The following is a 12,062-nucleotide window of genomic DNA, read 5'->3' as shown; positions in this document are numbered from 1 at the left end:
CCCGCAGGCGGCGCACACCCCCCGGCCTCTCACCCGAAAAAAATGGGTTCTAAGGACTAAGTCCTTAGTGGGGGGTGCAGGGGGGCAAAGCCCCCTTGCCGGGGTCCGGGGCAGCGCCCCGGCTTGGCAGCCACTCCCATGATGGGCCCTGAGATCGAGAGTCTGGTGGCCCAGGTGGCGCGGTTGCCGGGGTTGGGGCCGCGGAGTGCGCGGCGGATTGTGTTGCGGTTATTGAGTGAGCGTGAGGGTCGGTTGTTGCCGTTGATGGGGGCGTTGTCGGCGGCGGCGCAGCGTGTGGTGGTGTGTTCGGTATGTGGTGGGCTGGACAGTGTCGACCCCTGTTCGGTGTGCGGCGATCCGGCGCGTGAGCCGATGATCTGCATTGTGGAGTCGGTGGCGGACCAATGGGCATTGGAGCGGGCTTCGGTGTATCGGGGCCGGTACCATGTATTGGGCGGGTTGCTGTCGGCGATCGGCGGGCGCGGACCGGAGGAACTGGGGGTCGGGCGGTTGCTGGCGCGGCTGGATGGTTCGGTGCGTGAGGTGATTCTGGCGTTGCCGGCGACGGTCGATGGTCAATCGACCGCGCATTACCTGACCGAACGTCTCGCCCCGTTCGGTGTGCGGATCACGCGCCTGGCGCAGGGCGTGCCGGTGGGCGGCAGCATCGAGATCCTCGATGAAGGCACGTTGGCGATGGCGATGTCGGCGCGGAGATTAGCGGAGTGAGGCTGGTTCGCGCGGGTCGTGATCTCAGGGTCGATTTCTTTCGCGGCATCGCCTTGTTCTGCATTTTCCTCGATCATATTCCGCATGATGCTCTGGCGCGCTTCACCGTGCGCAATCTGGCGCTGAACGATGCGACCGAGATTTTCATTTTGTTGGCCGGCTACGCCGCTTCGCTGGTGTATGGCCGCAAGCTCGATCAGGCCGGTCCGGTCTCGGCCGGGGCGGATATGCTGAAGCGGGCCTGGACGCTGTATATCGCGCATATTTTCCTGTTCGTGATCTTCACGGCCGAGGTTGCGCTGTTCGCCGCCTGGTTTGCCACGCCGGGGTATCTGGCGCGGGTGGGGATGGACCGTCTGGTGCGTGAACCGCTGGTCGCGATGATCGATGCGGTGCCGATGCTGTATCAGCCATCGTTCCTGAACGTGCTGCCGCTCTATGTCGTGATCATGGGCGGCATGGCGCCGTTGCTGTTGTTGTTGCGCCGGCCGCGGGTTTTGCTGGCGGCGAGTTTTGCGCTCTATGTCGCGGCGCGGCTGTTCGGCTGGAACCTGCCGACCGCGGGCGGCCACGGCTGGTTCTTCAACCCGCTGACCTGGCAGTTTCTGTTCGTGCTCGGCATGATCTTCGCGCGGTTCGGGCGGCCGGCGCTGCCGCGTGTCGCCACCGATATCGCGGCGATCGCGCTGCTGGTGGTGGGGTTTCTGATTTTGCTGACCACGTGGATCGAGCCGCAACTGGCCCGCCATGTGCCGGTGCCGATCAATCCGCTGATCCGCGACATCGACAAGACCGGCCTGCACCCTTACCGGCTGCTCTCGATCCTGTCGCTCGCCTGGCTCGCCTCGCGCTATGTGCCGCCGGGGGCGAAATTCATCGAGACGCGGCTGGGCTCGGTGTTCGTGCTGATCGGCCAGCACGGGCTGACCACGTATTGTGCCAGCATCGTCCTGTCATTTGCCGGGCGGGTCGTGCTCGATCATGATCCGGGTTGGGTGATGCAGATCATGGTCAATGGCGTCGGCCTCGGTGTCCTGTTGGGCATCGCGGCGAGCGGCGCCTGGTTTAGGGTGAAAGATGCGAAACCGGCGGTTTCTTAGGATTTTCGTCCTGTTGCTGGGCGTGCCGGTGGCAGCTCACGCGGCACCATCGGCCTGTCCGCGCGCGCCGGTGCAGCACCTTGCCCTGCCTCATCTCAAGGCGGCGCTGAAGGCGGGTCAGCCCGTGGTGATCGCGGCACTCGGCTCATCATCGACCTGGGGTGCCATGGCGCATGACATCGCGGATTCCTATCCCGCCGAGTTGCAGGACGATCTGGCGTCGCTGCTGCCGGATTCGGAAATCAGCGTGATCAATCGCGGCGTCGGCGGCGAGGATGCCGGGCGCGAGGATAAACGCATGGCGCGCGACGTGCTGGCGCTGGAGCCAAGTCTGGTGATCTGGCAAGTCGGTGCGAACGCGGCCGCGCGGCGCGAGAGCATTCGCCATTTCACCGACCTCGTCCGGCGCGGCCTGCATCGTCTGCGCGCCGCCAACGCGGATATCGTGTTGATGGACAATCAGCGCTCGCGCGAACTGGTCGCCTCGCCCGACAACGACAAGATCAACGCAGCACTTGCCGCCCTTGCCCGCGCGCCCGGCCTGAGCCTGTTCTCACGTGATGCGCTGATGCGCCAGTGGCAGGCGAACGATCCGCCGCTCGCCGATTTTCTGGCCGGCGATGGGTTGCACATGAACGATCGCGGTTACGCTTGCACCGCCGCCGCTTTGGCGGCCGCGATCGTGCAGGCGGTGAAATGACGCCGGTGATCGTTTTTGTGGCGATCACTTTTATGGGATGAGTCAGGCGTCGCGCGGGCTGCGATGAGCGCGGGATCGGGCCTGAAATGGCTGGGGGACCTGGATTCGAACCAAGGCTGTCCGGGTCAGAGCCGGAAGTTCTACCGCTAAACTATCCCCCAAGCGGATATCGCGCGTGTATTGCTGCTAGCATCCCGTGCCGCGCGAGGCAATCGACCCGCCGCATTTGGCGCCAATTCGCCGGATCATGCAATTCTGGCTTGCTCTCCGGCCATAGGTGCGCCCATTATATGTAGACCCTTGGCCGCACCAGCCCCGATCGGCGCAGCGCCACCAGCCGCGTTCCGAACGAGCGGCGTGCGCGCCCGCCGGCTTATGCCGCGATCGACCTGGGGACGAACAATTGCCGCATGCTGGTCGGCGTGCCGAGCGGCGGCGGTTTTCATGTGCTCGACAGCTTCAGCCGCGTGGTGCGCCTTGGCGAGGGACTGTACCGTAGCGGCACCCTGTCCGATGCAGCGATGGACCGCGCGATCGATGCGCTGAGCATCTGCGCCGAGCGACTGCGCCGTTGGCAGGTGAGCGACATTCGCGCGATCGCGACCGAGGCCTGCCGCCAGGCCGAAAACGGCGCCGCTTTCATTGCGCGCGCCCGGGCGGCCACCGGCCTGCCGATCGAAACCATCTCGCCGCGTGAGGAAGTCGGCCTCGCGATGGAGAGCTGCGCCTCGCTGATCAATCAGGCTGAGCGCCGGGCATTGCTGTTCGACATCGGCGGCGGCTCGACCGAGATCGCCTGGGTGCGGGTGCCGGGCAGCGCCGGTGCGGCCGATCGCAGCCTGCCGCAGTTGATCGGGTATCACACCATTCCGGTCGGCGTGGTGACATTGTCCGAGCGCTGCGCCGGCTGGTGCGAGAGCGAGGCGGGGTTTGCCGCCGTGGTCGAGGAGATCAAGGCGCTGCTGCGTCCGTTCGAGCAGATCCACCGGATCGGCCAGGAAATCCGCCAGGGCGGCGTGCGGCTGGTCGGCACCAGCGGCACCGTGACCACCATCGCGGGCATCGCCCTCAACCTCGATCGCTACCGCCGTGGCGCGATCGATGGCGCGGTGCTGCCGCGCGAGCAGGTGGCCAGCGGCCTTGCCGCGATCCGCGCGCTCGGCCGCACCGGCCTTGCCGAGCACCCGTGCATCGGCCCGGACCGGGTCGATTTCGTGCTGCCGGGCTGCGCCATCTTCGCCGCGATCGAAGAGATGTGGCCGGCCAGCGACCTCGCCGTGGCCGATCGCGGCCTGCGCGAGGGGATGTTGATGCGGCTGATCCGCACCGCGCGCGCCAGATCGCGCCCCTATCAGGCATGAACGAACCCAACCGATGACCGATGATCTCTCGCAAGGCCGCCGCACCACAGTGCGGCTCAAGACCGCGCGCAAGCACAAACCCTCGTCGCAGAAATGGCTGACCCGCCAGCTCAACGACCCCTATGTCGAGGCTGCCAAGGCCAAGGGCTATCGCTCGCGCGCGGCCTTCAAGCTGATCGAACTCGATGAGAAATTCTCCCTGATCGGCAAGGCGAGCCGGGTGATCGACCTGGGTGCCGCGCCCGGCGGGTGGACGCAGATCGCACTCGACCGCGGGGCGGCAAGGGTGGTCGGCATCGACCTGCTGCCGATCGATGCGATTCCCGGCGCCACCTTGCTGGAGGGCGATTTCCAGGACGAGGCGATGGAAGCCGCACTGCGCGCCGCGCTCGGCGGCAAGGCCGATCTGGTCCTGTCGGACATGGCGCCCAACACCACCGGCCATATGGCGACCGATCATTTGCGGATCATGGGGCTGGCGGAGCTGGCGCTCGATTTCGCGTTCAAAACTTTGGAACCGGGCGGCGGCTTCGTCACCAAATTGTTCCAGGGCGGTGCCGAGGGCGGCATGCTCGCCCTGTTGAAACGCCGGTTCACCCTGGTCCGTCACGCCAAGCCGGCGGCCAGCCGCAAGGACAGCCGGGAATTGTATCTGGTGGCGACGGGGTATCGGCCGGAGAGCTGAATGTCCGCCTGGTGGTCCGGCCGTGCCGCGTCGTTCTGCCAGCAAGATCCGGTGCGCATCGTCGATCATCTGGCCCGGCGCCTGGTCGAGACTCATATGGTCAATCACGAGGCGCAGATCCGTGCCTGGCGCGACCAGATCGACCTGCTGCGCGCGGCGCTGCGGACGCTGCCGGACTGGCAGGTTCTGCTCGAATACCCGCTGATCCGCCTTGGCCGCCGGATCGATGCGATCATCCTGACCGGTCGGGCCATTCTGGTCCTCGAGTTCAAGACCGAAGCCGCCGCCTTCACCAACGCCGATCGCGAACAGGTCGAGGATTATGCGCTCGACCTGTTCGATTTCCATGCCGCCAGCCGCGCCCACCCGATCATCCCCGTGCTGGTCGCCCGCCACGCGCCAACCCCCGCCATGGCGCTGCCGTTGTTCTGGCACGCGATTGCACCCGTGATCGATGCCAATGGCGCAACCCTCGAACCGCTGCTGCAAACCCTCGCGGCGCAACTGCCACATTCGCAAACACCGCTCGACCCGCATGCCTGGGAAGGTGCTGCCTACCGCCCGGTGCCCACCATCGTTGAAGCCGCGACCATGCTGTATCGCAAGCACGGCGTCGCCGACATCGCTTCGTCGCGCGCCGATGTCACCAACCTGACCCGCACGACCGGTGCCATCCGCACCGCGATCGCCGCCGCGGCGGACGCTCATCGCTACGTCATCCTGTTCGTAACCGGCATTCCCGGGGCGGGGAAAACCCTGTGCGGATTGAACGCCGTTTTCACCGCCGCCCATCAAGCGGCTTTCCTCACCGGCAATCTGCCGCTGGTCCATGTGTTGCGCGCCGCCCTTGCGCGCGATGCCAAGGATCAGGGCCGCAGCGCCCGCGATGCCGCCCACAAACTCGAATCCGCGATCCAGCCCTTGCTCGGCTTCCTGCGTGACAGCCAGCCCCGCAGCGATGCGCCGCATGAGCATGTCATCGTGTTCGACGAAGCCCAGCGCGCCTGGGAGAGGCCGCTTTGTTCCTCGACATCATGCGCCGCCACGCCGATTGGGCGGTGATTGTCGCACTGGTCGGCAGCGGCCAGGAGATCAACACCGGCGAGGCCGGGCTCGCGTCCTGGGGCGTCGCGCTCGCCGCCCGGCCGGACTGGTCGATCATGGGGCCGGCCACGATCATCGGCAACGCCGATCCGGCGCGTTGCCTGGTGGCAAGCCAACCCGCCGGCATGACGATCGATCCCGCATTGCACCTCGATGTCAGCGTTCGTCAGATCCGCTCGCACGCCGCGGCCGACTGGGTGGATGCGGTGCTGCGCCACGATGCCGCCGAGGCCGCACGCATCGGCCGGGCGGCCGGCGGCGTTCCGTTCCGGATCACCCGCTCGCTCACTGCGCTGCGCGGCGAACTCCGCCATCTTGCTCGCGGCAGCCGGCGCGCCGGGCTGGTGTGCAGCGCCGATGCCAAGCGCCTGCGTGCCGATGGTCTCTCCGCCGATTTTCCGCATATGGACGCCGATGCGGTCGCCAACTGGTTTCTCAACGCCTGGCCGGATGTTCGCGCGTCGGACGCGCTCGAACTGCCGGCTACGCAATATGCCTGCCAGGGTCTTGAACTCGACTATGTCGGTCTGTGCTGGGGCGGCGATCTGATCATCGCGCCCAACCGCGCGTCCTGGTGTGCGCGCAAGTTTCGCGGCACGAAATGGCAGACGATCAAGCGGCCTGAGGCGATCATCTGGCAGATCAACACCTATCGCGTCCTGCTGTCGCGCGCTCGCTACGAAACGATCCTGTTCATCCCGCCCGGCGATGCGGCGGATGACACCCGCAGCCCCGCCGCCTTCGATCAGGTCGCTGGCTTCCTGCTGCGCGCCGGCGCCACCGTGCTCGAACCTGAACCGCCGGATGCTTCGCCCGCGCCGCGCCAGGCCGCTTTGTTCGATCATATTTGAGTGAGGCCAGCGGCAGGGGTGATTGTCACGCGGCAACGTAAAGGACAGTCACTCTGCCTTGTTGTTGCCGATCACGCAGAATTTTGATGAAAAACCGGCAGGTTACCACCTGAGGACTGTTGACAGACGTGTCACATAGGATGGACAAACAATAACCAACCGGCAAAGACCGGCGGAAACGAGAGCCAAGACTACGCCGTCCGATCGGGGCGGTTCGATTACTCATAGACTATGGATTTCGTGCGTTATGGCGGCCGCATTGTTGCGCGTTATACGTGCGTTTAAACGATAACAAACAGTTGCTAGACAGAGGGGCGTTGATGACAAATCAATCAGCATTGATCGATCGCAGGAGCATACTCAAAGCCGGTGCCGCGGCCGGTATCGCAGGTTTGCTGGCGACACCGGAGCCGACCTGGGCCGCCAGCGAAAAGCCGATCAAGATCGGCATGATCGATCCGATCACCAGTATTTTCGCGGCGCTCGGCCATAGCGAAATCAAGGGTGCCAAATTCGCTGAGGAGGAAATCAATAAGAAGGGCGGCATCATGAGCCGGCCCTTGCAGCTGATCGTCGAGGACAGCGCCGGTAGCCCTGGTACCAGCATCGACAAGGCCAAACGGCTGGTCGCGCGCGAAAAAATCAATTTCCTGATGGGTACGGTCAATTCGGCCGCCTCGCTCGCCGTCAGCCAGTTCGCCAATCAGCACAACATGCTGTTTCTGGCCACCGGCGGTCACGTCGATGCGCTGACCGGCACCAGTTGCCAGTGGAACACGTTCCGCACCTGCTCAACCACCTGGATGCTGACCGCCGGTGATTTCGAAACCCTGTTCGATAAATTCGGCAAGAGCTGGTACTTCATCACCACCGATTATGCCTTCGGCCACGCCGAACAGGCCGATTATGAAAAGCAGCTGAAACACCACGGCGGCACCATGGCGGGATCGGCGCTGGCGCCGGTCGGCACGACCGATTTCTCGTCCTACCTGATCGAGGTGAAGGCAAAGAAGCCCAAGGTCCTCTGCCTGCTGCTCGCCGGCGATGACCAGGTGAACTGCATGAAGCAGATCGCGCAATTCGGCATCGACAAGGAAATCGCGGTGGCGGGCGCCCTGATCGAGCTTGAACAATTGCAGGCCCTGCCCGAAAACGCGCGCTACGGCTGGTGGACCGCGGAATGGTACTGGAAACAGCCCAACACCCCGCATCTCGCTGATTTCGTCAAAGCCTATCGCGCCAAATACAAGGGCGAATATCCCTCGGCGCGGTCCTGGTTCGGCTATGCTTCGACCTATGCGATCAAACTGGCGGTCGAGCGGGCGAAATCGCTGGATACGATGAAAGTGGTGCGCGGCATGGAAGGGCTGGTGCTGCCGCCGGAGGTTGCCCTGCAACCCAACGCGCCGATGTACCGCGCCGCCGATCATCAGCTGATGCTCAGCATGTTCCCCGGCCATGTGCTGAAGGGCGCGCAATATCCCGATCTGTTCGATGTGTCATCGATCATCCCGGGCGAAAAACTCGCACTCTCACCGGCGGCGGCCGGCTGCAAGATGACCTACCCGTCCTGATCGGCTGACGGGCGATCGACTGTTCCGGTGCGGCACTGCTCCTGGCGGTGCCGCAATCGTCATAGGGAGACACCATGGGTCTGTTATTACTGTTCAACGCGTTCAACGGGCTGATCCAGGGGGCGTTCTACGCGCTGATGGCGCTGGGCCTCGCGCTGATCCTGGGGCTGAACAACACGATCAATTTCGCCCAGGGCGCGTTCATGGCGCTCGCGGCCTATTTCGCGTTCACCCTGGTGCCCTATGTCGGGTTCTGGGGCGGGCTGATCATTGCGCCGTTGCTCGCCGGTGCGCTGGGCCTCGCGATCGAGACCACGCTGATCCGCCGGCTGTATAATCGCAAGGACCCGATCTACACGCTGCTGCTGACCTTCGGGCTCGCCTTCATCATGCAGGACATGATCCGCACCATCTGGGGCGCGCAGGGCAAGCCGCTGGAAATACCGCAATTTCTCAACCAGCCGCTCAGCAGCACGTATTTCTTTCTGACCGGCTACCGGCTGTTCGTGGTCGGCGTCGCGCTGGTCGGCACCGGCGCCCTGTTTGGCGTGCTGCGGTTTACCCGCATCGGCATCCGCATCCGGGCCGGGAACTCCGATCTTGAAACGATATCGGCGCTGGGTGTGAATATTTATCTGCTGCGCTCGGCGAATTTCGTGATCGGCATCGTGTTCGCCGGAGTCGCCGGTATTCTGGCCGCCGGCCAGCTCGGGCTCAACCCGAACATGGGCGATGCGCTGATCATGCCCGCTTTTGTCGCCATCGTGGTCGGCGGTGTTGGCTCGCTGGTCGGCTCGCTGCTCGGCGGGCTGATCATCGGCCTCGCCTCCGGCATCACCACCGCGTTCTATCCGGCCGCCAGCGAGGTGGTGATCTATATCATCATGGGCGTCATGCTGGTGGTCCGGCCGCGCGGCCTGATGGGCCAGGAAGGATTGTTCGAATGAGCACCGATCTCGCGACCGAAACCGCACGCACCGCACCCCAGGCCCGCACCGGCGTGTCGCGCCGCACCATCGGCAATGTCGTGCTTGGCATCGTGCTGCTCACGGTGCCGCTCTGGCTGCCGCTGGTCGGCGGCTATACCGATCTGGCCAGCCGCGTGCTGATTTATGCGCTCGCGGCGATGGGCCTCAACCTGCTGCTCGGCTTCACCGGCGGCTTGTCGTTCGGCCACGCCGCCTATTTCGGGCTCGGGGCCTACGGCGTCGGGCTGATGCTGAAATACGAAACCCACAGCCTGTTTCTGGCACTCGGCGCCGGCACCCTGCTCGGCGGTCTTGCGGCGACCCTGCTCGGCCCGATCGCGGTGCGGCGGCGCGGTATCTATTTCTCGATGATCACCATCGCAATCGGCCAGATGTTCTATTTCATCGCGATCCGCTGGAACACGCTGACCGGCGGGTACGACGGGCTCTCCGGCTTCGCCCGCCCGAAATTCGCTGGACCCGGCCATCTGCTGTCGATGGGGCCGACCGGCATGTATTACCTGGTTCTGGTGGCCTTCGCGATCGCGTCGCTCCTGCTGTGGGTCATTCTGAATGCGCCGCTCGGCCATGCCTTCGTCGCGATCCGCGAGAACCACAAGCGGCTCACCTTTCTCGGCGTCAGCACGCAGCGCTATATCGCGATCTCGTTTGCGATCTCGGGGTTCATCGCGGCCTTGGCGGGTGGGCTCAACGCCCTGCTCGATGGGTTCGCCTCGCCCAATCTGCTGAACTACAGCATGTCCGGCGATTTCCTGATCATCGCGGTGCTCGGCGGGATGCGCAATTTTTACGGGCCGCTGGCCGGTGCGGTGATTTTCGTGCTGGTGCGCGATTACGTGAGTTCGGTCACCGATAACTGGATGAGCGTGATCGGGCTGGTGTTCGTGGTTTCGGTGATCTTTTTCCCGATGGGCGTGCTCGGCTTCTTCAACCGGAAATCCGGCTCATGAGTCTCCTGGTTCTGAACGATGTGGGGCGCCGGTTCGGCGCTTTGCAGGCGCTGTCGGGTATTTCGCTCAGCGTCGAAGCCGGCGAACTGCGCGCGATCATCGGCCCGAACGGGGCCGGCAAAACGACGCTGTTCAACCTGATCAGCGGCTATTTTCCGCCCACCGACGGCAGCATCGTGTTCGGGGGCGAACCGATCACCGCGGGCACGCCGACCGCGCTGGTCAAGCGGGGCATCATTCGCACCTTCCAGATCACCGAGATTTTTCTCTCGCTCACCGTGCGGGAAAATCTGCGGGTCGCGGTGGAAACCGCGATGGGGCTCAATCTGCGACCCTGGATTTCCGCCGCCGTGCGCACCGTGGTGATGAACCAGGTTGAAAACCTCGCCGAGATCGTGCGGATCACCGCCAAGCTCGGCCGCGTCGCCGGCGAATTGTCGCATGGCGATCAGCGGGTCGTTGAAATCGGCATCGTGCTGGCAAAATCGCCGAAACTTCTGCTGCTCGATGAGCCGACCGCCGGCATGGGCGATGAGGAGACCCACCACATGACCGATCTGATCCGCCGGCTGAACAAGGACCAGGGCATCACCATGCTGTTCGTCGAGCATGACATGGCGATCGTGTTCGGCATCGCGGACCGGATCACGGTGCTCGACAACGGCCGGATGCTGGCCGAGGGCAACGCCACCGAGATCGCCGCCAATCCGCGCGTCCAGGCCGCCTATCTGGGGCACGCGGCATGAGCGCCGTGCTCGAGGCCGAGGGGCTGCAGACCTATTACGGCAAGAGCCACATCCTGCACGGCGTGTCGCTTACGGTCGGCGAGGGCGAACTGGTCGCCCTGCTCGGCCGCAACGGCGCGGGCAAGACCACCACGATGCGCAGCATCATGGGCCTCACGGTGCCGCGCGAAGGGCGGGTGAAGCTGTTCGGCCGCGATACCACCGGCAAGCCGCCCTATCGGGTCGCGAACCTCGGCGTCGGCTACGTACCCGAGGGGCGCAAGATTTTCGGCCACCTCACCGTCCATGAAAACCTGCTGGTGCCGCCCCAGACCAAAGGCCCCTGGACGATCGAGACGGTGTATCGGCTGTTTCCCCGCCTCGACGAGCGCCGCACCAGCAAGGGCGGACGATTATCGGGTGGTGAGCAGGAAATGCTCTCGATCGCGCGCGCCTTGCTGCTCAACCCGAAATTCCTGATCCTCGATGAACCCTCGCAAGGGCTGGCGCCGGTGATCGTGCAGGAGGTGATGCGCACCGTCGGCCGGATGAAGAGCGAGGGCATGTCGATCCTGCTGGTCGAACAGAACGCGTTTCTCGCCCTCGAACTCGCCGACCGTGCCTATGTCCTCTCGGACGGCGAGGTGGTATACGATGGTGCCGCAGCGACCCTCGCCGACGATCGGGCCCGGATGGAACAGCTGGCCGGCGTCAGCCACGCGGCGGTCGATATCCGGCACTGACGGACGGAGCTGGCGAGCGGGAACTGGCGAGCGGCGGCGACGGCGCGGCGCTTTGGCGCGGTGTCCTCGCGGGCACGATCGTGCCGTGGTCTGATGTCGCCTACGCTTCGTCCGCCGTGCAGGACGCCATCGTCGCACATATGTCGCGCGTCAACGGCGCCAGCTTCAGATCGGCGGTGTGTGCCGGATCGACCCAGATGATCTCGGCGATTTCGGCGGCGGCCTCCGGCGTTTCGCTGGTCTCGACGCGGAACAGATCGGCGGCGACCATGAATCCCGGCTCATGCGCCGCCGGCGCGGTAAAGCGGCCGAGGTAGCGCGGCTGATCGGCTGGTATCGCGAGGCCGAGCTCCTCGCGCAATTCGCGCAGCAGCGCGGCCAGCGCCGTCTCCCCTGGCCCGATCTTGCCGCCCGGCTGCATGAACGCATCGGTGCCACGCTTGCGCACCAGCAGGGTCTGGCCATCGGCGCGCATCAGCACGGCGGCGGCAATGTGGATCGGCGCCAAGGCAGTATCCGTCATGATCGCAGCCTAGCACAAACCGCCGCAC

General features: G+C 65.0%; 11 protein-coding genes, 1 tRNA gene and 1 pseudogene. 11 read left to right on the top strand and 2 right to left on the bottom strand.

The genetic code is table 11. From position 1 onward, the window contains the following. The first annotated feature begins 138 nt into the window (after nt 1-138). From recR to B7X49_RS12895, 3 genes are read left to right on the top strand one after another with little or no spacing between them, the layout of a single operon-like run. Nucleotides 139-729, top strand: a complete 591-nt coding sequence (gene recR, locus B7X49_RS12905) for a recombination mediator RecR (RefSeq protein ID WP_286703682.1) — start codon at nt 139-141, stop codon at nt 727-729. Then, nucleotides 726-1,829, top strand: coding sequence for an OpgC family protein (locus tag B7X49_RS12900; RefSeq protein ID WP_029313245.1), 1,104 nt, complete (start codon nt 726-728; stop codon nt 1,827-1,829). The genes recR and B7X49_RS12900 overlap by 4 nt, the downstream gene beginning before the upstream one ends. Before the next feature lie 28 nt (nt 1,830-1,857). Next, entirely contained in the window at nt 1,858-2,529 is a 672-nt protein-coding gene (locus tag B7X49_RS12895) for an SGNH/GDSL hydrolase family protein (protein WP_286839686.1), read from the top strand. An 87-nt stretch (nt 2,530-2,616) separates the two neighbouring features. Here the strand turns inward: B7X49_RS12895 and B7X49_RS12890 are convergent. Continuing rightward, nucleotides 2,617-2,690, bottom strand: a tRNA-Gln gene (locus B7X49_RS12890). A gap of 249 nt (nt 2,691-2,939) precedes the next feature. Here B7X49_RS12890 and B7X49_RS12885 point away from each other — a divergent pair. The 8 genes and pseudogenes from B7X49_RS12885 (at nt 2,940) to B7X49_RS12850 (ending at nt 11,511) form a co-directional block, all read left to right on the top strand. Then, on the top strand, nt 2,940-3,890 hold the full coding sequence (locus B7X49_RS12885) for a Ppx/GppA phosphatase family protein (protein ID WP_286703688.1): 951 nt from the start codon (nt 2,940-2,942) through the stop codon (nt 3,888-3,890). Nucleotides 3,891-3,903: 13 nt separating this feature from the next. Beyond that, nucleotides 3,904-4,575 carry an RlmE family RNA methyltransferase gene (locus B7X49_RS12880; protein WP_029313248.1) on the top strand — a complete coding sequence of 224 codons (672 nt, stop codon included), beginning with the start codon at nt 3,904-3,906 and terminating at the stop codon, nt 4,573-4,575. Next, nucleotides 4,576-6,530 (top strand): annotated as a pseudogene (locus B7X49_RS12875) (DUF2075 domain-containing protein). A 320-nt stretch (nt 6,531-6,850) separates the two neighbouring features. Further along, the gene (locus tag B7X49_RS12870; protein ID WP_286703680.1) at nt 6,851-8,104 is read left to right on the top strand and encodes an ABC transporter substrate-binding protein; all 1,254 of its coding nucleotides are present in this window, start codon (nt 6,851-6,853) and stop codon (nt 8,102-8,104) included. A gap of 74 nt (nt 8,105-8,178) precedes the next feature. Next, on the top strand, nt 8,179-9,051 hold the full coding sequence (locus B7X49_RS12865) for a branched-chain amino acid ABC transporter permease (RefSeq protein WP_286703679.1): 873 nt from the start codon (nt 8,179-8,181) through the stop codon (nt 9,049-9,051). Beyond that, the gene (locus tag B7X49_RS12860; protein WP_286703678.1) at nt 9,048-10,043 is read left to right on the top strand and encodes a branched-chain amino acid ABC transporter permease; all 996 of its coding nucleotides are present in this window, start codon (nt 9,048-9,050) and stop codon (nt 10,041-10,043) included. Before B7X49_RS12865 ends, B7X49_RS12860 begins: the two co-directional genes overlap by 4 nt. Further along, on the top strand, nt 10,040-10,789 hold the full coding sequence (locus tag B7X49_RS12855) for an ABC transporter ATP-binding protein (protein WP_286703677.1): 750 nt from the start codon (nt 10,040-10,042) through the stop codon (nt 10,787-10,789). The genes B7X49_RS12860 and B7X49_RS12855 overlap by 4 nt, the downstream gene beginning before the upstream one ends. After that, complete coding sequence (locus tag B7X49_RS12850) at nt 10,786-11,511, top strand: ABC transporter ATP-binding protein (RefSeq protein ID WP_029313254.1); 726 nt, start codon at nt 10,786-10,788, stop codon at nt 11,509-11,511. The genes B7X49_RS12855 and B7X49_RS12850 overlap by 4 nt, the downstream gene beginning before the upstream one ends. A 100-nt stretch (nt 11,512-11,611) precedes the next feature. Here the strand turns inward: B7X49_RS12850 and B7X49_RS12845 are convergent, their stop codons facing one another. Beyond that, entirely contained in the window at nt 11,612-12,034 is a 423-nt protein-coding gene (locus tag B7X49_RS12845; RefSeq protein WP_286703676.1) for an NUDIX domain-containing protein, read from the bottom strand. Nucleotides 12,035-12,062: the final 28 nt, after the last annotated feature.

Source organism: Acidiphilium sp. 34-64-41 (assembly GCF_002282635.1).
Taxonomy (GTDB): Bacteria; Pseudomonadota; Alphaproteobacteria; order Acetobacterales; family Acetobacteraceae; genus Acidiphilium; species Acidiphilium rubrum.
The sequence above is the reverse complement of the archived record's forward strand: the minus strand, read 5'-3'. Positions and strand labels throughout refer to the sequence as shown.